A 22941-nucleotide genomic window follows, 5' to 3' on the forward strand; every position below is an offset into this window, starting at 1 on the left:
GCCATAGTTACTGCAGAAACGCCGCGCCGGAAGCAGAAAAAACGCGGAAGCGGCGGAAAAACTATGGGAGTTACAGAATGAACAAAACCGGATTTTATCTATGGATACCGGTACTGATGATGGTACTGGGCTTGGGCACTGCGGCGGGGGACACCCTGGAAACGGATACCCTTATACGGCGGAAAGGTCCTGCCTTTGAACTGGGGGTGTATGCCGGTCTTGGGGGCGGTATTGCCGTTCCCGGAAAACACGTTATTCCCCTTGCGGAAGCCTCCGCGGGGATTCAGATTACCCCGTGGCTGGGAATCGGCGCCTTCTGCGGGATCAATCCCCTGTCGGACTTTGAACACGCTAAGCTCGGAATCTCCGTGGCCGATACCCCGGGGGCTTATGGTTTTATGTCCGGCATGGAAATCATATTCATGCCCCTGGCGGCCCGGACAGTCCATCCCTTTATCCGGGCGGCCCTGGGGGGTATCACCGTAGGCTGGCTGAGTGATGACGACGGAAAAGAAGGATACGACACAGCCCATGAGGAACGGTTTTTCTTTGCATCCCTTTCCGCCGGAGCGGAGGTCAACTTGTCCCGCCATTTCCGGCTTTACCTCCGCGGGGGATACCGGTTCGCGGGAAACAGCACAATCATGGGAATCGGAAACGGCGGCCTCAGCGGCGCCGAGGCTGCCCTGGGACTGCGCTTTCTGTGGAAAGCCGTAGTGGACTGAACAGAGGCTCCGGCCATGCAGAAAACTGAATCCCGGGGCCGGCGCTTGTTTCTGACCGGCTCCGGGATCTTTTCTTTTCCCTGCCGCTGTATTATCCTTGGGGTGTATGGAACACATTACCCTGGCGGTGTACATTCTCCTTCTTGCCGGAGGCGCCGCAGGAACCGCCGGCCTCGCGGTCATGAAAATCAGGACCGGAAGCGCCATCCCCGGGAAACTCCTGGTGATCCACCTGGTATTCTACGGGGGACTCGGTTTATCCCTGGTATATTATTATCTGAATGCCGTTCTTGGTCTCGCCCCGGCGACTCCGGCGATGGGGATCCTTGCGGTTGTATCCAGCCTGATCCAGGCCGGGCTTTATCTCATGGCGTTCATCTTTCTCCGGGAGATCGCACCGGGAACTCAGCGGTTCAGGATACTTTACCGGATCTGCCGTATTTTCTGCCTGGCGCTGGGAGCGGTCAGCGGGTTTGCGGCTTTATTTTATGGAATGGTCCTTCTGGGCCTGCCCTGGAAAACCTGGCCAATTCCTTCAGCGGTAACCTACAGTCTGGTGGGACTCACGATGCTGCTTCTGGGACTGTACTGTATTCTGACACCGCTGGGTAAAGAGGTTCCCGCGGTGGTATTCCTCATCCGCGGCTGGGGTATAGGGTTTCTGCTCTTCGTGCCTCTTTCCGCGGCGGAATGGGCCTTTAAACAATACGGAACCATTGCCGTGGGTCCTCTGTCCCTGGATTACCTTTTCTTCTGCATCTGCAGCGGCGTATCTATCGCCGCGGCGTTCCGTTCCCTCCGGGCCCGGCCTGCGCCGGCCGGGGAAATTGCTGTCTCCGATGAGGCGGCCCGGCGGTTCGGCTTCACCGTCCGGGAATGTTCCATGGTTCCCATGATTGCCCGGGGATTATCCAATAAGGAAATCGCCGCGGAGCTGGGGATCTCCCCGGCGACAGTACGCAGCCACCTCTATAATCTCTACCAGAAAGCAGGGGTCCGCAGCAGAATAGAACTGCTCAATACCTTGAAGGAATAACGGCTGACCATGGAAGACACGCACGTGACCCTCAGCGCCTACCTTCAAAGCGGGGCAACCAAAGCAAAAATCACCGGCCTTATCTCGGAAAACCTTCTGCTGCTCAAAAGCATAAACTCACAGGAATATCTCCGGGATTACGCTTCTTCTCTGTACAATTGGTTTTTCCGGGAATGTATCAATTACAACCAGTTCATAGGATTTTCCGGCGGCCAATGCCGGACTATCCTTTCCTTATACAAAAAACTTATTGTCTGCCTGGGGGATCTTTCCGTAAAAGCATCCCCGGACGATATAGGGACCATTGTGGATGAACACCGGAGAGCCTTATTGGAAACAATCGCGGCAGGTCATACCCAGAACCGGGAACCGGAAGAAAAGAAACTCTGCGCCGAGTACAGTACGGCTGTTCAGAAGGCAGTTATGCGCATGGACCCGGCGGAACTCCCGGAACCCATACTGGATATCGGCTGCGGAGAAAATGCCTTTTTTCTCCGGGACTGCCTCAATGCCGGCAGGGATGCTTACGGCCTGGATTACTTTCTTCCGAAAATTTTTCCTCACCGCATCTGTACAGCCAGCTGGCTGGAGTATAATTTCGGAACACAGTGCTGGGGCAGTATAATTTCACACATGGCCTTTACGAATCACTGGGCCTACCATTTAGCCCATGGAACAGCGGAGACTGCGGCGTACCGGAAAGCCTACACCCGGATACTGGAGAGCCTTAAACCCGGCGGTTGTTTTTACTGTGTACCGGCGGTTCCGGATATGGAAAAAATTACCGACCGGACTGTATACCGTGTGCGGCGCTATGATAACTTCGCGGCCGGGATAAACATTCCCTCCGCCAGGGTGGAAAGAATTAACCCTTCCGAATAAGTACACTGTCCGCTTTGCGGCTGATTCACTTTTGCCCCACGAAGTTCCACATTACACCGTACCTGTCAAATACCACCCCGGCGCAGGGGCTGTAAAAGGTCTCCGCCAGGGGCATGCCGATACGGCCTTCTTCGGCGAGCACTCCAAAGGCGTGCCTGACGATTTCCGTATCAGCTTCGATGGCCAGGGATATCCGTTCCGACTCAGGGGCATTCAGGTCCATACCGGGGCCGCAGTCGGAAAGCCGGATAAAGTCATCCCCGAAACGCAGCGTTGCCTGGAGTATCCGGTCCTTAAACTCCGGCGGAATGGAATGGCCGGGACTTGGCGGCAGCTCTCCGAAGGTCATCACCTGGATTGTGTCTGTACGGAAAGCCCGTTTGTACAGCGCGATGGCTTCGGCGCAGTTTCCCTGGAAGGTCAGATAGGGTCTGATTTTCATGGCAGCTCCTTTTTTTAACTATAACTCCGTGTCCGGAGAATTGCACATCCGGAGAATTTTAGCGGAAACGGCCTTCCAGGCTCGCCTGCTGAATAATATGCCCATCCATGGCAGCCAGGAGATCCCGCTTCCGGGATTTAGGCGGAATGTCCAGAACTGTATCCAGGACATATACGGTGAAGCGGTATACATGGGACCAGTTGAAGGGCGGCTTCGGTCCGCGGTAACGGTTTTTTCCGTAGCCCCGTCCCTGGACGGCTCCGTCAAGGGTATCGGTCTGTTCACCGGGCGGGATACCGCCGGGAATCACATTCTGAGGAGGAATATTCCAGATGGTCCAATGGTTGAACGCCGGAATGGGATGGCCCATGTCATCCATGATCACCGCCAATGACCGGGCCCCTCGGTCCAGGCCGGAAAGCTGGAGCTCCGGGGACAGGTCCTCTCCCCGGCCGGTATATCGGACCGGTATGGTCTCCCCGTTCCCGAAGGCGGGGCTGGAAACAGTGAACGATTCTTCCATATATTTTCCTTGGCGCTGCCAGCCGCGCATATCCGTTACGTGCGGCGGTTTAGTTTTTCCGCATGCAGCAATCTATAGAAGATTATGATATACATTTTCCATTTTGAAAATGTATCGGGCGCTGTTTTTTGTTGTCCCGGACTATTTTTCCAGCCTGCCGAAGTTCTTAAGGAACAGAAGTTTCTCCGTCGCCTTGGAGGCTTTCCACCAGTTTTCACTCAAACAGAATTCCCGGGAATATTTTTCAAGATTGTCGAACCAGGTCCAGGAGATATCCCAGACACCGCCGGGATGCCGGGTTTCGATGAGGTAGTCCAGCTCCGCGGCTACAATTTCTTCATTTCCCGGATAAAAAGGACTTTCCGGTGAATCAATAAACAGGGACGGCCGGGGAGTATAGTACTGCCACTTAGAGGGATCCCGTTCGATGGTTTTATTTATCAGTGCTGGAATCCGTTCCTTCAGAGAAGCGTAATCGAAAGATACCGGAAGGTTCCGTTCTTCGATGGCCTTAATGAGGGACAGTGCACCGGAAAGCCCCATTTCCCCCTGGGGATCAGCCTGGGCATAATCCGCAAAAAAGATCTCCGCGCTGGAAAGCGCGCGCCGGAAAAGTTCTGATTCCCTGTCACCGTAACGGAGGATAATCCCTGAGATTTCCGCGGTAAGCCCCGGTCCCTGGGCGGTGTTTTCCTTCTCACTGTAATTCCACCAGGGCGCCCGGGGATAGCGGTCGTTTTCCGGCACACTGAAAAGCCATCCCCCGCCGGGCTGCTCCGCCTCTTCCAGAAAGGAAAGGATACCGCCGCAGAGGGGGCTGTCCGGATCCCAGAAGCCGATCGCCCCGAGGATATGCAGGGCATACAGGCAGGTGTTGGGAGTCGATCCCGGATTCCAGTTATCCGGCTCCATGGCATGGCCGAAGCCGCCGTCATGGTTCCGGTATGGCTCCAGGGCCGAAAGCACCGCTTCACGGCTGCCCTCTTCAAAAAAATACCGCCAGAGACTCAGCTCCAGTTCCCGGGCGTTCCGGTGGATCCACCCCGCGATTTCCCCATAGGCTTCTGTATCGAGAATTTTCATACCTGCTCCTGTTTTCTTCAATAAATAATTGTTGAAGATACCGGAAAAAACCATTCCGGTATTGTAAAAAACCGCCATCCCGGGCGGAGGATTCCGAAACCCGGAATGGCGCCGGCCCGGATACAATGCCCCCAGCCCAATCGGCGGTTTACGGGCAATCATTCATTTTTATATTCCGTTCAGAGAAAACTTTTTTTGCGGTATTAACCGCGTTTAAAACTCTCGGAAAACCGGTATAAGGGATGCAGTGTATAAATATTTCAATAATTTTCCTGGGGGATATTCCGACGTTGAGGGAGCCGTTGATGTGAACCTCCAACTGCGCTTCACAGCCGCCGGAAGCAAGCAATGCTGTTACGGTGATCATTTCCCGTTCTTCCAAAGAAAGACCATCCCTTGAGTAAATGTCCCCGAACGCGAACTCAATGATATATTTTCCGAGATCCGGCGCGATATCCGCGAGAGAGGCAATTACTTTTTTTCCGGCGTGACCGTCAACCTGAGAAAGATTGTGAGAACCCACGGCAAAACGGGATTTTTCCATACAAACTCCTTAAAACATGGTATACTTAAAATATAGAATCTAGAGTTAACTCGAGGTCAAGGAAAAAAGCACAATTATGGAATATTCAATAGGCGAATTTTCGGAAATCACAACAATCGGAATATATACACTGCGGTATTATGAGAAAGAAGGATTATTAAAACCTGAAAGGAATGGGAGCGGAAGAAGGGTATACGATGAAAGGGATATTGCCTGGATAGAATTTATCAAAAGGCTGAAAGATACCGGAATGCCGATTACCGAAATACGGGAATACGCTGTACTGCGTGAGAAAGGCGATAAAACATTGCGGCAGCGGTACGCGCTGTTAACAAAACATAAAATCTATCTGGGGAAAAAAATCAAAGAGCTGAACAGGCATTACCGGAAACTTGATGATAAGATCCGGTATTATGAGAATGAAATTAAGAAACGGAAATAACCATAGAATACTTCGGCATACGGAATGGCACCCTTGCGGACAGCTGTTTTTTCCGGTAGAATTATCATCTAATCTTTAAGGAGGTTAACAGCATGGCTGGAATATCCGGAATACTTGCGGCGGCTTGCGTCATCAGGGACAAACTTGCCCGCACCGCCCTGCCCCATCCGGAGAAGGCCTGACAGCGCTGCTGCTCCTTGTCTTGTCCTCCTCCGTATTCCATAATCAGCGAGGACGAATTATATGCATACCAAAATTAACCAATCGCATTGGAAAAAAAGGATCGCCTATTTTCTGGCGAGCCAGAATATTTCCCTCTTCGGTTCTTCGGTGGTGGGGTTTGCCATAATCTGGCACATCACCCTGGAAACTTCTTCCGGTTTCTGGATGATGCTCTCCACAATATGCTCCCTGGTTCCCCAGGTGCTCATCTCCCTCTTCGGCGGGGTCTGGGCGGACCGGCACAACCGGAAGTATCTAATTATGCTGGCGGACGCCTTTATCGCCCTGGCGACCCTTGCCCTGGCGATATCCTTTCTCCTGGGCTTCCGCCGGCTGGAACTCCTCCTCATGGCGTCGGTGGTACGTTCCGCCGGAGCGGGAATTCAAACTCCCGCGGTGAGCGCTATTTTCCCTCAGCTCGTACCTGAAGAAAAACTTACCCAGATCCAGGGGATCAACCAGACCCTGGGTTCGGTGCTCATGCTTCTTTCCCCGGCAGTGGGCGGATTGCTGCTGGGCACCGTGGGTATCGTAGGCGCTTTCTTCGTGGATGTGGTCACCGCGGCCCTGGCTATCCTGGTGATGAGCCGCATCTCCGTTGAAAAAGTGGAACGGGTAAATCCGGAAACTTCCGTATGGGAAGATCTCAAGGGGGGATTGCGGTACACCTTCGGACACCGCCAGCTCCGGAACATCACCATCTGCTATATTTTTTCGTTCTTTCTCATTACCCCCGCGATGGCGCTCACACCCCTGATGGTGGAACGGAGTTTCGGCAGCGAGGTCTGGCGTCTTACGGCCAACGAAATGGTCTGGACCGTGGGATCACTCCTGGGAGGGGCATACGTCGCCCTCAAGGGTCAGTTCAGAAATAAAGTCCGGACCGCGGCGGTCTGCCTTATTGCGTTCGGTATCCTCTTCGGTCTCCTGGGAGTTTCCTGGAACTTTACAGTCTATCTCGTTATCATGGGACTAGCGGGCTGCTTCATGCCTGTGCTGTCCACAACTCAGACGGTGTTTATCCAGGAGATCACCGAAGCGGATGTCCTGGGACGGGTGTTTTCCGTGATACAGCTCTTTTCTTCCAGTGCCATGCCCGCGGCTATTCTTCTCTTCGGCCCTCTGGCGGACCTGGTATCGGTGGAATCCATTATGCTCGTCTGCGGCGGGCTCCTGGCCCTGGTAGGGCTGGTCTACGGGTTTTCAGAAAGGCAGCCGAATAAGCCGGTTTCCTGACAGCGTATTGGTTTAAAAGGAGGCAAACCATGACATACGGACCGGACCCCCGGGCGGTATATCCCAATCCGGCGGTTAAAAGTCTCTGTTTTATAAAAAACACCATCACCCGGAAGAACATCACCGCGGGAGATTACAGCTATTACGATGACGATACGGGGCCGGAGGACTTTGAGCGGCACGTTACCCATCACTATGAATTTCTTGGAGACCGGCTCATCATCGGAAAATTCTGCGCCATCGCAAAAGGTATTGAATTCGTCATGAACGGAGCCAACCACCGGATGGCATCGGTCACTACGTACCCCTTTAACATCATGGGCGGCGGCTGGGAAAAAGCCGTTCCCCAAATCGGTGACCTTCCGTTTAAAGGGGACACCGTGGTCGGGAATGATGTGTGGATAGGCCAGCATGTAACGGTTATGCCCGGTGTCCGCATCGGCGACGGCGCGGTCCTCGCGGCAAACGCCACCGTGGCAAAGGATGTTCCCCCGTACTGTATTGCCGGGGGCAATCCCTGCCGGGTTATCCGGAAGCGTTTCGACGATGAACTCATTGATTACCTGCTGAAACTGAAATGGTGGGATTGGCCCGCGGAGAAAATCTTCCGCAATCTGGAAATTCTCTGCAGCGCCGAGCTGACCGCCATCCGCGGTATCCGGGATTAAGCCTTGGCCGTCCGTAACCGGTTCCGGAAGAAAAGCCCGGCCGGTTACGGAAGTACGGTAGGGAATCTCCGTAAAGGCTCCGGGTAAATCCCTTTGAAAACTTGCATTTGGCGTAAAAGGTTTTATATTTAAAAAAGGCTGTCCTGATACAGTTTTTAGCGGACAGCCGAATACATGTAAAAAGGAACATGCCATGTCCGAGAGAACAGTCAAACGCCTGGTCCGGGGATTCCCCGCAGTGGACGGCGCCGGGGTCCACCTGGTCCGGGTCCTGGGCCATGAAACGGTAAAGGACTTCGATCCTTTTCTTATGCTGGATTCCTTTGATTCCGCCAACCCCGAAGATTATATCGCCGGATTTCCCATGCATCCCCACCGGGGCATTGAGACCATAACCTACCTCATCCGCGGGGAGATTGACCATGAGGACAGCCTGGGCAACGCCGGCCGCATCCGGGACGGCCAGAGCCAGTGGATGACCGCGGGCAGCGGCATACTCCACCAGGAGATGCCTCAGCCAACGGAACGGCTTTTGGGGGCACAGCTCTGGCTCAACCTGCCCGCCGCGGAAAAGATGGCCGAGCCCCGGTACTTCGATATTACCAAAAACATGATCGGTGAAAAACAGACAGCCGATGCCACGGTACGGGTCCTTGCCGGAGAATACGGGGACGTAAAGGGCGCTAAACCTTACCACATTCAAGCTACGTATTACGATGTTGCGGTTAAGCCGGGCAAATCCATCACCATAGATACCAAGGCCGGAGAAACGGTTTTTATATTTCTTATTGAAGGAGACGCGGTCATCACCGGAGACCGGATTCCCGAAAAGACCGCGGTACTCTTCGGCGAGGGGGACCGTATCACGGCGGCGGCTCCCAAGGACGGCCCTTCCCGTTTCCTGTTTCTCTCGGGGAAACCCCTGGGTGAGGAAATTGCCTGGGGTGGCCCCATTGTGATGAATACCCGGACCGAACTCTTTAAGGCTTTTCAGGAACTGGAGGAAGGAACCTTCATCAAGCATAAAGCCGCGCCGCCGAAAGAAAATTAAATACAGCAGGCGGGGTTTACCGCCCGCCTTTGTTTTTCCATTTAAAAAAGGAGACCCATGAAAGACGTGGTAATTATCGGCGGAGGCCCCGCTGGGCTTACCGCCGCGATTTACGCTGCCCGGGCGGGTATGAAGGTCCTGGTCCTGGAAAAGATGTCCTATGGCGGCCAGGTATCCCTTACCGCTGAAGTTGAAAACTATCCCGGCTTTAAGAGTATTCCCGGGATGGAATTCTCCGGGAACCTCTATGAACACGCCCTGGCCCAGAACGCGGAAGTTGCCTTTGAGGATGTCCGGCAGCTCAAACCCCGGGGAGAGAAAAAGAAAATAATCACCGCCGGGAAAACCTATGAGGCGGCGACCATCATTGCCGCCAGCGGCGCCGCCCGGAAAAAACTGGAATGCCCCGGAGAGGCGGAATACATCGGAAAAGGGGTGTCCTTCTGCGCCACCTGCGACGCCGCGTTCTTCCGGGATAAAACCGTTGCCATCGTAGGCGGGGGAAACACCGCTCTGGGGGACGCCCTCTTTCTGTCCAACAGCAGCAAAAAAGTCTACCTGATCCACCGCCGGAATACCTTCCGGGCCCATCTCGCGGTACAGCGGGCGGTACTCAAACGGAAGAACATCGAAATTCTTTACAATACAACCGTGGAATCCATTGCCGGCGGGCAGTTTGTGGAAGGCTGCAAAATCCGGACGCCCCAGGGAACCAAAGATCTTCCGGTGGACGGCATCTTTGTTGCCATAGGAATGAAGCCCGAGACGGAACTGCTTAAAGGCCTGGTAAAGCTGGACCGGTACGGTTACGTGCTCACCGACGAACGGTGCGCCACCGCCATACCGGGACTGTACGTTGCCGGGGATATCAGAAAAAAGCCTCTCCGCCAGATTGTCACCGCTGCTGCGGATGGGGCCGTAGCTGCCGTAGCGGCCTCGGAATACGTGACCATCCGGCAGGAGCGTTTAAAATTCATACATCATCTGGAATAGAAACAAAACAGAGGAACCCTTCAAAAGGATTTATTCCATCCGCATATGCAGAATGGGAAAGTCCCTGCCTTGTCCGTCTTTTTCCGAGCGGCTGAAAATTTTGAAACCAAGGTGTTCGTAAAACCCCCGGGCCCGGGGGTTCTGTTCGTTCACGTCAACACAGCGGGCATCCAGGGTTTCCACGGCATAGAGCGCCAGGGCCCTGCCGCCGCCCTGTCCCCGGGCATCGGGCCGCAGAAAGAGCATTTCAATTTTTCCGTCCGCCGCACCCATAAAACCCAGGATTGCATTTTCGGCGTTTTTGAGAAGATACAGGCCGGAGATGGTTTTGAGTGCTTCCCGTACCAGCGGTTTGAGGGATTGAATGTCCTCTTCATTTAAAAAATCGTGGGTTGCCCTGACTGAGGCTTCCCAGAGTTCAGCAAGAACGGCGAGCGTTTCATCATCCCTGCACGGGGCGGCTTCAATAAACATTTTTGTTCTGTCCTAAAAAAATAAAATCCCGGCGCCGCGGAAAACGAACATATCCGGCGGCAGTCAGTCCGCAGACGCCCGCAATGTAACCGGTTTCCGTCTGTTCGGCCGCCCAGCCTGCGGAAGGTCTTATATAGGATATCCCCAGGACGGGTTTCCGTCCAGGGGAATTGCGGAAAATATTACCATGGTTTTGGTGAAACATGACAGGGTGCTGTCAGTTTTTATTCTGTATACTGAAAGATACCGGCTCATCGGCAGCCGCGGTTTTACAGGAGGAGGAGCGTATGAAGGAAACACAGCAGCCCGAGGGCTGGGGGAAACGGCTGCTTGACGGCAGCCACCAGCCGGCAGAACCGGAGATCCGGGATTATCTGGGGCCGGAAAGCTGTGCCAGGCTCGAACGGCTGGAAGCCATGTTTCGGGAATGTTATGACCTAAGCCGTTCGGTTAATTTCCCCTTTGGCAGCAGCTACGGCTGGGCTTACCGGTACACCCATAAAAAAGCACTGCTCCTCTATGTCTTTTTTGAGGAAGGCCGGTTCTGCTGTACTATTTCCGTTGGGGGCAAAAACGCCCGCCGGGTGGAAGCATTGCGTGACACCTTAAGTCCCAAAGCCCGGAAGCTCTGGGATGACCGCTACCCCTGCGGGGACGGCGGCGGATGGATTCATTATACCGTTGACCGGGACAACCAGCTGGGGGATATTCTCGCTTTTACGCAAGCGAAGGTCCCTCCCCGCCGTAACAGCGGTAAATGAAACAGGAGAAACACCATGTTCCTGCGGGCTAGAGAAAAAGAACATCCCCCGGTTAGCTGAGAAGAACCATGACCCTGGTAAGCAGCTTATCCGTCCCGTATTCCGGGCCGTTGAGGTAATACTCAAAGACTCCCTCCTCCATTACGAAGCCCCGGTCTTTCGCGAAAGCGGCGAGTTCTCCGTAGACCGGTTCCATCAGGGCATTGTCCCCCTGGTAGTAGCAGAAGAGCTTTTTCCCCGCCGGGATCTGCCATGGGATAACGTCACCGGAACCAATGATTGGTTTCGACACCGCGGTGCCGGCCGTGACATTGAGTATTCCCGGCTCTGCCGGGATAATCCGGAGAAAGGGACAGTCCGCTGCGATTGATCCTTCCTGCCACAAAGTACTGCCGATCTCCGCAAAAGCGCGGCCGATAAACTCCGGGATATCCCTCTCCGGGATTGGTGCGCTGATAACCGCCGTATCCTGGGCCGGGGTATCCACAAGAAAAAATTCCGTTATTCTGGGCATAAGGCGCTCCTTTTTTAGCTGTTACTTGCGCTCCGCGGCAATACTTCAGCCGTCGAAGGCCTTCTGGAGTTCGGCAATGTTCAGTTTCTTCATGGTGTACATGGCGGTAAGCATCCGTTCCACCTTGGCTCTGTCGGGATCGGCGCTCAGCCTGGGGATAATGGATGGGACCACCTGCCAGGACAGCCCGTATTTGTCCTTGAGCCATCCGCAGACCTGGGCCGCGGGATCACCACCGTCCGAAAGCCGGTCCCAGTAATAGTCAACTTCATCCTGGGTCTCACAGGTGATTACCAGGGAAACCGCCTCATTGAAGGTGAACACCGGACCGCCGTTCAGGGCGGTAAAGCTCCGGCCGTCAAGTTCAAAATCAACGGTCATCACCGAACCCTCTGCCTGACGGTGGTATTCCTGCCCCGCTTTGCCGTAGCGTTCAATTTTTCCTATGGATGAATTTTTGAAAACACCCGTGTAGAACCGGGCCGCCGCTTCCGCCTGGCTGTCGAACCACAGACAGGTACTGATCTTTTCCATTTTTACCTCCCGGGGTTCAGCCGGTAAACAATACCCCGCAGATAAACTATAGGAAAAATACTCTCCCGCCGCAAGTTTTCCGGTTCACCTTACACAGATGTCCTGCGGGGATTCAAAGTTACGGGAACCTGGATCTCCGTGAGCCATTCTTCGGGGCTGGACCGGTTCCAGATACCGTCGATATGGGACTCCCGGGGATGGTCCGCCGGTTCGTAGTCATTATCCCCGATCCAGTCGTATACCGCAGCGTAGGCCCGCGGCAGCGTTTCGTAGGGTCCCCGGTGGAGTACACAGGCTGCCTGCGGAACCCGGTCCACGGTCTTGAACACGATCTCCGCGGTTCCTCGTCCACGGGCCTCCACAGCCTGGCAGAATTCAATATTTATATCCCGTTCCCGGTATTCTCCGTCGTGGTAGATAATAAAGCAGTACGGGGGATCCTCACAGCACCGGATTCCGGGATTCAGATCCCGGATGATCCGGCCGATTTCCGGCACCACCGTAAAATAGCTGTCATAGGAAGGCACCTGCATCCGTTTGCTGAACACCAGCACCCTGGGAAGTTCCTTCACCACAATTTCATACTGCCGGGGCTCATCCTTTTCAAAGAGGTCCAGGTAGTGATTGATTGAAGAAAGCTGCACGGCGGTCTCCACAGCCTGCCGTTCCAGGGCTTCCCGCCGCCGCCGGAAGAGCTCCGCCGAATCCTTTCCGTCAAGGATTCCCTTGATTTCAGCCACGGAAAAACCGCACTGTTTCAAAGCCACAATCCGATGGGTCACCGGAAGCTGGGAACTGTCGTAATACCGGTATCCCGTAACAGGATCAATGAAAACCGGAGCGATGAGACCTTCTTCCTCATAAAAACGCAGGGCTTTGACCGTAACCCGGGCTATTTTTGAAAACTGTCCGATGCGGTACATCCGCCGCCTCCTTATGGCTGTGCCGGAACCCGCGTCGGGCTACGGGATTTCCGGAGATGGCATTTTAACCAAAACAACTTTCCCGGGCAAGACGCTCCGGCAGCGTCATTCCCAGCGGAAGAAAACCAGGGAAATTCCCAGGGCAATGAGAGCGGTGATTCCCAGAATTATGAACCTGACCGTATCAGCGGCCATGTCGGTTCCGGTCACCGCCCCCTTCAGAAGCAGGATACCCTGGGTCAGGGGAAAAATCTGTGAAACCCGTTGCAGCCCGCGGGGCAGGATCTCAAAAGGCACGGTGGTGCCGGAAAGAAAAAGCATGGGAAAGTACAGGACTGTACAGATGAGGTTGGCGGTCTTCATATTCGGCGCGAGGCTTGCCACCAGGAATCCGACGGAATAGACCGCAAGCTGGACAAATAAAAAGGTCAGGATATAACGGAAGGGCGCTTCCGGCGGTTCCATACCGAAGGCCAGCCATGCAGTAAGGTAAACTCCGAAACCGGAGACCCAGGCAAAAACCAGCTGGAGTGTTCCCACTGCGGCGAGCAGCATAAAAGGACTCACCGGACTTACCCGGAAGCGTTTGAGGATTTTGCCGTGGCGGTATCCGGCGAAAGTCAGCGGAATGCCCATGAGTCCGGCGGCGCAGATTCCCACAGCAGCTACACCGGCGAAGTTTTCCCGCACACCCTGGCCGCCGGAAATACTGCCGATGAGAAGCATGAGGCCTATGGGCATGAGGACCCCGAAGAAGGGCATATCCATTCCCCGGAGAGAGAGCTTCGTTTCTGTTTTCAGCATCGTGAAAAAAGTATTCATACTTATACCGCCTCCATTTCTTTTTCCATATAGAGAAGAAAAACATCCTCCAGACATTTTTTCTCGTGGATTTCCAGGAGTTCCTCCGGCCGGCCAAGGGCGGCCAGCGTTCCGGAACGCATCAGGGCGATCCGGTCACAGAGGTATTCCACTTCGTCCATATAATGGGAAGTAAGAATCACACTCACCCCCTGGGCCTTCAGTTCCTTGATATACGCCCAGACAGACCGGCGGGCGGCCGGATCGAGCCCCGTGGTTAGTTCATCCAGAAAAAGCACCTCCGGTTCGTGGACCTGGGCAATTACCACTGCCAGGGTCTGCCGCTCACCGCCGGACAATGCCGAAACGGGAAGCCCCTCCTTGTCCGACAGGGAAAAATGCCTTAAGAGTTCCCGCCAGTCTTTGGGCCGCCGGTACAGCGACGCCGCAAGTTCACAGGCTTCGCCCACCCGGAGCTTGTCCTGGAACCGGGTTTCCTGGAACTGGACCCCCACCCGGGAGAAAACTTTTTTCCGCTGTTCCCGGGGGTCCATACCCAGAAGCCGAATTGTTCCGCTGTCCGGTGTCCTTACTCCCAGGACACATTCCAAAACAGTAGTTTTTCCCGCACCATTATGTCCCAGGAGCCCGAATATTTCTCCCCGCCCCACGGTAAAACTGACACCGCCCACCGCAGCCAGGGACCCGTATCGCTTCCGCAGATCCGTTACATCGAGAATTGTCTCCATGCGTGCCTCCTGGACAAACTTTAGGGTCTCCCCTAAGAGGAGAGTCAAGGATTGTGAAAAAATTCCGCCGCGGTAAGCTGGCCGCTGTCTCCGGAAAAAAATCCGGCGGCTTCAGATTCCCTATCAGCTATTCACTATAATTGTTAACAATTGGTAACATTTTTACTTGACACCCCCCAGGGGTGTAGTGTATATTCAGAATGGAGCTACAAATGAAAGAAAAATACACGGTTACCGGGATGACCTGTTCCGCCTGCAGCGCCCATGTGGAAAAAGCAACCCGCAAGGTCTCGGGGGTCAGGGATGTGTCGGTCAACCTTCTTCAGAATTCCATGACAGTGGACTACGACGAAACGGAAGCCTCTCCGGATACCATAATCAAAGCCGTTACCGGCGCGGGGTACGGCGCGGCGGTGGCCGGGAAAACCGGCGGACAGGCTTCCGCAGCCCAGGCATCCCGCACAAAGGATCCCGCGGTACAGGAAGCCCGGAATATGAAAAACCGACTTATATGGTCTATCGTCTTTCTGGTGCCGCTTATGTATGTGGCCATGGGGCCGATGGCAGGACTCCCCCTGCCCGCCTTTCTGACCGGGCTCGAAAACGGGGTTACCTTCGGGATGGTCCAGCTGCTGCTGACCCTTCCGATCATGTACCTCAACCGGCGGTACTACGAGAAGGGGTTTAAAAGCCTCGCCAAGGGAGCGCCTACCATGGACGCGCTCATCGCCATTGGATCCTCAGCGGCGGTTATTTACGGCATCTACGGCATTATCCAGATGGGCCGGGGACTGGCGATGCAGGACTTCGCCCTGGTTCACCAGTACCATATGGATATGTATTTTGAATCCGCCGGGACCATCCTCACCCTTATCACGGTGGGTAAGTATCTGGAAAGCCGATCAAAAGGCAAAACCAGTGAGGCTATTGGCCGGCTCATGGATCTCACCCCAAAGACAGCGGTTGTCGAACGGAACGGTGAGGAACAGGAGATTTCCGTGGCCGAGGTGGTTCCCGGGGATATTCTCATTGTAAAACCCGGAAGCCGGATTCCCGTGGACGGCGTTGTCACCGAGGGGTTTGCCGCGGTGGATGAATCCGCTATCACCGGGGAGAGCATTCCCTCGGAAAAAACCCCGGGAAGCCCGGTTACGGGAGCCACGGTTAATACTTCGGGATTTATGAAAATCAGGGCCACCCGTGTCGGGGAAGATACCACCATCGCGCAGATCATCCGCCTGGTTGAGGAGGCCGGGGCCAGCAAAGCCCCCATCGCGCGGCTGGCGGACCGGGTAAGCGCGGTTTTTGTTCCGGTGGTAATTGCCATTGCGGTGATCGCCACCGTGGTCTGGCTCATTCTGGGGTATCCCGTCAACTTTGCCCTGTCCATCGGCATTGCGGTACTGGTGATCAGCTGTCCCTGCGCCCTGGGCCTGGCGACACCCACCGCAATTATGGTGGGAACCGGCAAGGGAGCGGAAATGGGAATTCTTTTCAGGAACGCCGAAAGCATCGAAACCGCCCATACGGTGGGAGCCGCCATCCTCGATAAAACCGGCACGGTCACCCAGGGAAAACCCTCGGTGACGGGAGTCTACCCCGCGACGGGAACCAGCGAAGAAGAACTTCTGTCCCTGGCGGCCGCGGCGGAAAAACCGTCGGAGCATCCCCTGGGAAACGCCATTGTCGAAAAAGCCGCGGCCATGAATATCACCCTTCTCCCGGCTTCGGGATTCGAGCAGGTTCCCGGCAGGGGGATACGGGTCATCATCCGGAATGAAACAGTCATGGCGGGCAACGCAAAAATGCTCGCCGAAGCGGGTATCGCCGCGGGCGCGGAACTGGAAAAACTCGCCCGGGACGCCGCGGCGCAGGGACAGACCCCGCTGTATATTGCCTGGGGAAATTCCCTGCTGGGAATCGTAACCGTGGCGGATACCGTAAAGAGCGACAGCCCGGAAGCTGTCCGGGAACTCCGGGACCTGGGTCTCGATGTAATCCTTCTCACCGGAGACAATGAAGCTACCGCCCGGGCGATAGCCGGTCAGGTCGGCATCGATACGGTCATCGCCGGAGTGCTGCCCCAGGGCAAAGAGCAGGAAGTCCGGAAGCAGCAGGAAAGCGGGACCAAAGTTGCCATGGTAGGGGACGGAATCAACGACGCCCCCGCGCTTGCCCGGGCCGATGTGGGGATTGCCCTGGGAGCCGGAACGGATATCGCCATAGAAAGCGCCGACATCGTACTGATGAAGAGCAGTCTCAGGGATGTGGCGGCGGCAATCAAGCTCTCCCGGGCGACAATCCGCAACATCAAACAGAACCTTTTTTGGGCGTTTTTCTACAATATATTAGGTATTCCGCTGGCGGCGGGAGTCTTTTACAGCATCCTTGGATGGAAACTCAATCCCATGTTCGCGGCGGCGGCCATGAGTCTTTCGTCGGTATTTGTAGTTACCAATGCCCTGCGCCTGCGTTTTTTCAATCCAGAAAAAAAATACCCCGGAAAACAAAACAAACCGGGCAGTACCATATCAACCAAAACCAATGGAGGAACAGAAATGAAAGCGACCATGAAAATCAGCGGCATGAGCTGCGGCCACTGCAAAAACAGGGTAGAACAGGCCCTCAACGGAATTCCCGGAATCCAGGCGTCGGTAGACCTCGATTCCGGTACCGCTTCCGTCACCGGGACAGCGGCGGTCGACGCCGATACCCTGACGAAAACCGTAACCGACGCGGGGTACACCGTGGAATCCGTGGATATTTCCGGATCGTAACATGCGGGCAAATAAAGAAAAGGTAACTAAACTGCTCAGGACCGCCCGGGGGCAGATTGACGGCATCATACGGATGGTCGAAGCCGACCAGTACTGTATCGATATCGTCAATCAGCTCCTGGCCAGCGACGCTATTCTCAAGAAAGCCATGAAAGAAGTCATGCACGGCCATATTACCGGCTGTGTCAGTGACGCTTTCTCCGCGGGCAAAGAAGAGCAGGAAGAGAAAATCAACGAGATAATCGGGGTATTTGATAAATTAAGCAGATAAAACAATTTTTCTATTACAGTGGTAATTTATTTTTTTAGTGAAATAAAACACAACAGAATGTAATATTGCACATAATTCTCCGGGATTCATTTAAAAAAAATACATAACATTGTAACGCACTACAAAAAACTTCAGCATTATTTATAAAAGTATACTATAATAAAAATAGAGAATGGGTATAAACGCCCATTTCAATCCAAACAATTATTTTTTAAAACGGAGGATTAAATGAAGAAACTGTGTGCAATTGTATTGACTGGCTTGATGATCTGCGGCATCGCATTTGCCGGCGGCGGAGGTGATACCACCGGAGTTGTCATGAACAAAGATAAACCCCTGGTTTTCTTTAACCGGCAGCCCTCGGACCCGACTACCGGTGCGATTGATATGACATCCATGAACTGGAACGACAAGACCTATTATGTAGGTTTCGATGCCGCCGGCGGCGGAGCGGTTCAGGGTAAACTGATTACCGACTATCTCGCTACCCGTGACGCTTCCATTGACCGGAACCGTGACGGCACCATCGGATACGTTCTGTGCATCGGCGACGTCGGACACAACGATTCCAAAGCCCGTACCGAAGGTATCCGGAAAGCCCTGGGCACCTGGAACGGTTCCACCGACCCCGGGAGGGCCAAGGAAGGTTCCGTTACCATCGGCGGCAGAGCGTACAAAGTAGTCGAACTTGAAGGCAAAGCCATGACCGGCACCGACGGTTCCACCTGGAACGCAAACGCGGCCACCGAAGCCATGGGCGGATGGGCGACAAAATTCGGCAATCAGATCGACCTGGTGGTTTCCAACAATGACGGTATGGCCATGGGTTGTCTCCAGGCTTCCAACTACCCCGCGGGAGTACCGATTTTCGGTTACGACGCCAATGCCGACGCTATTGAGGCGATCGGAGCGGGAAAACTTACCGGAACCGTTTCCCAGAACGTGGATGCCCAGGCAACCGCGACCCTGCAGGTCCTCAGGAACCTCCTGGACGGACTGACCGGAGCCGATGTGTATACCAAGGGAATCACGGTACCGGACCAGTACGGCAACAAGATCTCCGCGCCCATTGAATACCGGGCTTCCGAGAAGGCGCTGCTGGCCCAGAACTCCGGTGTCAACGCTTCCAACTGGAGGGATTATACCGCGGGAACCCGGGATGCGGGAATCAAAAAATCAACCGCTGCCGCAAAAAGAGTGCTTCTGACTATCTACAACTCTGCGGATAACTTCCTGTCATCATCCTATGTACCTGCCCTCAACTATTACGCGCCGCTGCTCAACATCAACCTGACAATTGTTCAGGGTGACGGCCAGAATGAATCCAGTACCCTGGATAAATTCACCAACCTGAACAACTACGACGGCTATGCCATCAATATGGTAAAGACCAATTCCGGCAGGGACTATACGGACAAGCTGAGATATTAATCTGATCCGCTGATTGTATGAGGTTCATGCGCCTATCTATGGCGCATGAACTTTGCTGTATCTCATAGTGTATTCTAAACGGACAAATGGGGAAGTTTATGGATGAGACAGTACTAGAAATAAAGAATTTGTCCAAATCATTTGCTAAAAACAAAGTTCTCGACGGCATCAGCCTGACGGTAAAAAAAGGATCCGTTTTAGGCCTTATGGGTGAAAACGGCGCCGGCAAATCAACCATGATGAAATGCCTCTTCGGAATTTACAGTAAGGATGAAGGCCAGATTTCGCTGCTCAGCAAACCGGTAGATTTCAGGAATCCGAAAGAAGCACTGGAACACGGGGTTGCCATGGTTCATCAGGAACTGAACCAATGCCTGGACAGGACGGTCACCGACAATCTTTTTCTCGGAAGATACCCTACCCGCTTCGGCGTGGTAGATGAAGCCCGGATGCTCAAGAAAAGCCTCAGTCTTTTCTCATCCCTGAATATCAATGTTAATCCCAAAACAATTATGCGGACCATGTCCGTTTCCCAGCGGCAGATGGTCGAAATCGCCAAGGCGGTTTCTTATGATGCCAAAATCATCGTTCTGGATGAGCCCACTTCATCCTTAACGGAACGGGAAGTATATAAACTTTTTACGATAGTTAAGGACTTACGGAAACAGGGTGTTTCCTTTGTATATATATCCCACAAAATGGATGAGATTTTTCAGATCTGTGATGAAGTCGCGGTGCTGCGGGACGGTAAAATGATCCTCACCAGCCCTATCGATGATACGGATATGAACAAACTCATCTCCGCCATGGTCGGCCGTTCCCTGGATAAACGGTATCCCGATGTAGACAATACCCCGGGGGAGGATTTCCTTGAGGTCCGGAATCTGACTACGAAATTTGAGCCGGTGCTGGAGGATATTTCATTTACCGTTAAAAAGGGAGAGATCTTCGGACTCTATGGTCTTGTGGGAGCAGGCCGGAGTGAGCTCCTGGAATCCCTCTTCGGGGTGAGGACCATCGCCTCCGGTGAGCTTATCGTGGGAGGCAGGAAACTGCGGTTCAAAAACAGCAGGGACGCCATGGACCATGGTTTCGCCATGGTTACCGAGGAACGGAAGCTGAACGGCATGTTCGGCAAGGACACCATTCAGTTCAATATAACCATTACGAACCTGCCGAGCTATAAAACCGGCGGGGTTCTGTCCAACCGGAAGATGTGGGATGCCGCCGAACGGGAAGCAAAAACCATGAAGGTAAAATACGTTTCCGTAGACGAACTGATTACGGCTCTGAGCGGCGGCAATCAGCAGAAGGTTATTATCGGAAAATGGCTGGAACGGCAGCCGGAGGTTTTCCTCATGGATGAACCGACCCGGGGTATTGATGTCGGCGCTAAATATGAAATTTACCAGCTCATCATCAGAATGGCAAAAGAAGGAAAAACCATAATTGTAGTTTCCAGCGAGATGCCTGAAATCCTGGGAATTACCAACCGAATAGCGGTCATGTCAAACCGCCGGCTTGCGGGGATCGTCGACACAAACGACACCGATCAGGAAGCATTGCTCAGGCTGTCATCAAAATATTTGTAACGAGGTAAATCATGGGAAACGGAGAAAAAAAAGAAACCCCCGCTGCTGCTGAAGTAACATCCTTTGAAGAAGACCCAAAACTTAAAGAATATACCCGTTCGCTCATGGAGCTGCGTAAGGACGGTGTCAATAAAGTCCTGTCCGTTAAACAGGAAATATCCGCTGTTAAAAAGAACAAGCTCCTGGAACCTGATGCGAAACAGGAAATGCTTACCCGTTACAGGCAGGAACTGGCGGAAGCCCAAAAAGTCGCCGCCGAGAACCGGGAGGAAGAACAAAAATTGTCCCGGGAAGGTGTGGCCTACACCAACGACCTGGCAAAGGTATATCTGAAACAGGTCGTGGCGGAGGAAAACGAGAAACTCAAGCAGAATAAGGAAGGATATCTCGGGGAAATACGGCAGATAAAGGAAGAATCCGCCGCAGAAGAGGAAAAAATCCGTTCTTCCTTTGCGGAGAAAACCTCAAAAGCCGACCGCGCTTCCCTGAAAGAAGAAATACAGATCCAGCGGTACCAGCTAAAATCGAAACTCTTTGACGCGAAAAGCAAATACTTGACCGCTATGGAAAGCAGCCGGGATGCCAAAAACCAGGCCTATGTTGACCATATTCATACAAACAGAAATCTGCGCAACGGCAAAACAAAATTCTCGGAAAATATAATTCTGAATTTCAGAAACTACATCTACCGGTTTACTTTGTCACAATTCTTTCTTGATAACGGGCTCTACCTTGCCATTATCGTATTCTTTATTGTGTGTATTATTCTGGCGCCCCTTTCAAACCAGGGGAACCTTTTGTCCCTGCCGAATATATTTACCATTTTGGAACAGGCCTCCACCCGTATGTTTTACGCCCTCGGAGTCGCGGGACTCATCCTGCTGGCCGGAACCGACTTAAGCGTCGGGCGCATGGTCGCCCTGGGTTCGGTCATTACCGGTCTGATTCTCCATCCCGGAAGAAACATTGTCACATTTTTCGGTATGGGTCCCTGGGATTTTACGCCCATGCCCATGGGCGCCCGGGTCATCATGGCGCTTGTTCTATCGGTCGTTTTGTGCGTGCTCTTCAGTTCCTTTGCGGGGGTTTTTACCGCCCGGCTTAAAATGCATCCCTTTATCTCAACCCTGGCGACCCAGCTTATCATTTACGGCCTGCTCTTCTTTGGTACCAGCGGCACCCCGGTGGGTTCCATAGACAGCGGTATCAAGGATCTTCTCGGCGGACGATGGATACTGGGAGTTATCAACGGACAGCTGATTACCTTCCCTAAGCTTATAATCCCCGCGGTCATCGCCGTCATTGTGGCATGGTTCATCTGGAACAAGACGATATTCGGCAAGAACATGTACGCCGTCGGAGGCAACTCCGAAGCGGCCAGCGTCAGCGGCATCAGCGTTTTCAAGGTTACCATGGGCGTCTTTATCATGGCGGGAATTTTTTATGGCTTCGGTTCCTTTTTTGAAGCCTTCAAGGCGAACGCCAGCGCCGGAACCGGCCAGGGATACGAACTGGATGCCATAGCGGCGTGTGTCGTCGGCGGAATTTCCTTTAACGGCGGGATCGGAAAAATCGGCGGAGCCGTTATCGGGGTCATCATTTTCACCAGCCTCACCTACTGCCTGACCTTCCTCGGCATTGATACAAACCTTCAGTTTGTGTTCAAGGGCTTCATTATTATCGCCGCGGTTGCCCTGGACAGCGTTAAGTATCTGAAGAAAAAGTAAGAAACTATCCGCGGGAAGCTGTCCGAAAACAAAGAATACCTTCGGACAGTTTCCCAGGGTTCGGGTTTTAAATCTCCGTATTCGATTCTATTAAGCGCTTTCTGAGAAAAACCAGATTAGGCAATACAACGGCAAGATGCAGCAATCCGGCGTAGAGCAGGGATATCAGCGCCAGAGCGAAATTAGGCCCCAGGGCCGTGCGGTCTTCCAGGTTGATCAGCATGGCGATAACCGCGATAAGAACCGTCACCATGGCGGTTATCCAAAGAGTTCTGCTGTAGCTCCAGAAAAACAGCCGGGCTTTTTCCGCCTGTTCCGGAGTGGTGTCCTTTCTGAATCCCGCGGTAAAGGCGGACTTTACCGCGGCGGAGCCGAATAAAAGCAGCTGATACACAACGGGAAAAAACACCATGATCAGCAGACTGGGAAGATCCAGATAATGCAAAAGCATCCCACCGGAAATATACACGGTACCGGCAAAACTCAAGGCCAGGACCGCCACGGCAATACAATAGTTCAGTATCATATACTTCTCCTTTC

25 protein-coding genes are annotated in these 22941 nt (G+C 53.6%); 14 read left to right on the forward strand and 11 right to left on the reverse strand.

Annotated elements, in window-relative coordinates; translation table 11 throughout:
* The first annotated feature begins 77 nt into the window (after positions 1-77).
* From JFL75_RS07945 to JFL75_RS07955, 3 genes are all read left to right on the forward strand, one after another.
* Positions 78-725, forward strand: coding sequence for a hypothetical protein (locus JFL75_RS07945; protein ID WP_215626147.1), 648 nt, complete (start codon positions 78-80; stop codon positions 723-725).
* A 106-nt stretch (positions 726-831) separates the two neighbouring features.
* Complete coding sequence (locus tag JFL75_RS07950; RefSeq protein ID WP_215626148.1) at positions 832-1761, forward strand: helix-turn-helix domain-containing protein; 930 nt, start codon at positions 832-834, stop codon at positions 1759-1761.
* Positions 1762-1770: 9 nt separating this feature from the next.
* On the forward strand, positions 1771-2643 hold the full coding sequence (locus JFL75_RS07955; protein ID WP_215626149.1) for a class I SAM-dependent methyltransferase: 873 nt from the start codon (positions 1771-1773) through the stop codon (positions 2641-2643).
* Between the two features lie 25 nt (positions 2644-2668).
* Here JFL75_RS07955 and JFL75_RS07960 read toward each other — a convergent pair whose 3' ends face one another.
* From JFL75_RS07960 to JFL75_RS07975, 4 genes are all read right to left on the reverse strand, one after another.
* Positions 2669-3085 carry a VOC family protein gene (locus JFL75_RS07960; protein WP_215626150.1) on the reverse strand — a complete coding sequence of 139 codons (417 nt, stop codon included), beginning with the start codon at positions 3083-3085 and terminating at the stop codon, positions 2669-2671.
* A 58-nt stretch (positions 3086-3143) separates the two neighbouring features.
* Positions 3144-3608, reverse strand: a complete 465-nt coding sequence (locus JFL75_RS07965) for a YbhB/YbcL family Raf kinase inhibitor-like protein (RefSeq protein ID WP_215626151.1) — start codon at positions 3606-3608, stop codon at positions 3144-3146.
* 141 nt (positions 3609-3749) lie between these two features.
* The gene (locus JFL75_RS07970; protein WP_215626152.1) at positions 3750-4691 is read right to left on the reverse strand and encodes a hypothetical protein; all 942 of its coding nucleotides are present in this window, start codon (positions 4689-4691) and stop codon (positions 3750-3752) included.
* Between the two features lie 148 nt (positions 4692-4839).
* Positions 4840-5235, reverse strand: a complete 396-nt coding sequence (locus JFL75_RS07975; protein ID WP_215626153.1) for a carboxymuconolactone decarboxylase family protein — start codon at positions 5233-5235, stop codon at positions 4840-4842.
* Between the two features lie 76 nt (positions 5236-5311).
* Between JFL75_RS07975 and JFL75_RS07980 the strand changes: the two genes are divergently transcribed.
* The 5 genes from JFL75_RS07980 to trxB all read left to right on the forward strand — a co-directional run bounded on the left by JFL75_RS07980 (position 5312) and on the right by trxB (position 9847).
* Complete coding sequence (locus tag JFL75_RS07980; protein WP_215626154.1) at positions 5312-5677, forward strand: MerR family transcriptional regulator; 366 nt, start codon at positions 5312-5314, stop codon at positions 5675-5677.
* Between the two features lie 243 nt (positions 5678-5920).
* Positions 5921-7135, forward strand: a complete 1215-nt coding sequence (locus JFL75_RS07985; protein ID WP_215626155.1) for an MFS transporter — start codon at positions 5921-5923, stop codon at positions 7133-7135.
* 29 nt (positions 7136-7164) lie between these two features.
* On the forward strand, positions 7165-7803 hold the full coding sequence (locus JFL75_RS07990) for a Vat family streptogramin A O-acetyltransferase (RefSeq protein WP_215626156.1): 639 nt from the start codon (positions 7165-7167) through the stop codon (positions 7801-7803).
* A 193-nt stretch (positions 7804-7996) separates the two neighbouring features.
* The gene (locus tag JFL75_RS07995) at positions 7997-8854 is read left to right on the forward strand and encodes a pirin family protein (protein WP_215626157.1); all 858 of its coding nucleotides are present in this window, start codon (positions 7997-7999) and stop codon (positions 8852-8854) included.
* Positions 8855-8911: 57 nt separating this feature from the next.
* Entirely contained in the window at positions 8912-9847 is a 936-nt protein-coding gene (gene trxB, locus JFL75_RS08000) for a thioredoxin-disulfide reductase (RefSeq protein ID WP_215626158.1), read from the forward strand.
* Between the two features lie 30 nt (positions 9848-9877).
* Here trxB and JFL75_RS08005 read toward each other — a convergent pair whose 3' ends face one another.
* Complete coding sequence (locus JFL75_RS08005) at positions 9878-10321, reverse strand: GNAT family N-acetyltransferase (RefSeq protein WP_215626159.1); 444 nt, start codon at positions 10319-10321, stop codon at positions 9878-9880.
* Between the two features lie 287 nt (positions 10322-10608).
* Between JFL75_RS08005 and JFL75_RS08010 the strand changes: the two genes are divergently transcribed.
* Complete coding sequence (locus JFL75_RS08010) at positions 10609-11082, forward strand: DUF3788 family protein (protein ID WP_215626160.1); 474 nt, start codon at positions 10609-10611, stop codon at positions 11080-11082.
* A 52-nt stretch (positions 11083-11134) separates the two neighbouring features.
* Here the strand turns inward: JFL75_RS08010 and JFL75_RS08015 are convergent, their stop codons facing one another.
* The 5 genes from JFL75_RS08015 to JFL75_RS08035 form a co-directional block, all read right to left on the reverse strand.
* A complete protein-coding gene (locus JFL75_RS08015; protein WP_215626161.1) occupies positions 11135-11596 on the reverse strand; it encodes a GyrI-like domain-containing protein in 462 nt (153 codons plus the stop codon).
* 45 nt (positions 11597-11641) lie between these two features.
* Complete coding sequence (locus JFL75_RS08020) at positions 11642-12130, reverse strand: VOC family protein (protein WP_215626162.1); 489 nt, start codon at positions 12128-12130, stop codon at positions 11642-11644.
* A gap of 89 nt (positions 12131-12219) precedes the next feature.
* Positions 12220-13053 (reverse strand): MerR family transcriptional regulator, encoded by an 834-nt coding sequence (locus tag JFL75_RS08025; protein ID WP_215626163.1) that lies wholly within the window; start codon positions 13051-13053, stop codon positions 12220-12222.
* Positions 13054-13158: 105 nt separating this feature from the next.
* Entirely contained in the window at positions 13159-13875 is a 717-nt protein-coding gene (locus tag JFL75_RS08030) for an ABC transporter permease (RefSeq protein ID WP_215626164.1), read from the reverse strand.
* Positions 13876-13877: 2 nt separating this feature from the next.
* Entirely contained in the window at positions 13878-14603 is a 726-nt protein-coding gene (locus tag JFL75_RS08035; RefSeq protein WP_215626165.1) for an ABC transporter ATP-binding protein, read from the reverse strand.
* Between the two features lie 212 nt (positions 14604-14815).
* Between JFL75_RS08035 and JFL75_RS08040 the strand changes: the two genes are divergently transcribed.
* From JFL75_RS08040 to JFL75_RS08060, 5 genes are all read left to right on the forward strand, one after another.
* A complete protein-coding gene (locus JFL75_RS08040) occupies positions 14816-17380 on the forward strand; it encodes a heavy metal translocating P-type ATPase (protein WP_223292798.1) in 2565 nt (854 codons plus the stop codon).
* A 1-nt stretch (position 17381) separates the two neighbouring features.
* Entirely contained in the window at positions 17382-17651 is a 270-nt protein-coding gene (locus JFL75_RS08045) for a metal-sensing transcriptional repressor (protein WP_215626167.1), read from the forward strand.
* A gap of 264 nt (positions 17652-17915) precedes the next feature.
* A complete protein-coding gene (locus JFL75_RS08050) occupies positions 17916-19082 on the forward strand; it encodes a substrate-binding domain-containing protein (RefSeq protein WP_223292835.1) in 1167 nt (388 codons plus the stop codon).
* Between the two features lie 98 nt (positions 19083-19180).
* The gene (locus tag JFL75_RS08055) at positions 19181-20674 is read left to right on the forward strand and encodes a sugar ABC transporter ATP-binding protein (RefSeq protein WP_215626169.1); all 1494 of its coding nucleotides are present in this window, start codon (positions 19181-19183) and stop codon (positions 20672-20674) included.
* A gap of 11 nt (positions 20675-20685) precedes the next feature.
* Positions 20686-22401: an ABC transporter permease subunit gene (locus JFL75_RS08060; RefSeq protein WP_223292799.1), complete on the forward strand. Its 1716-nt coding sequence runs from the start codon at positions 20686-20688 to the stop codon at positions 22399-22401.
* A gap of 67 nt (positions 22402-22468) precedes the next feature.
* Here the strand turns inward: JFL75_RS08060 and JFL75_RS08065 are convergent, their stop codons facing one another.
* A complete protein-coding gene (locus JFL75_RS08065; protein ID WP_215626170.1) occupies positions 22469-22927 on the reverse strand; it encodes a hypothetical protein in 459 nt (152 codons plus the stop codon).
* Positions 22928-22941 lie beyond the last annotated feature (14 nt).

It is taken from the genome of Breznakiella homolactica (assembly GCF_016616095.2).
Taxonomy (GTDB): domain Bacteria; phylum Spirochaetota; class Spirochaetia; order Treponematales; family Breznakiellaceae; genus Breznakiella; species Breznakiella homolactica.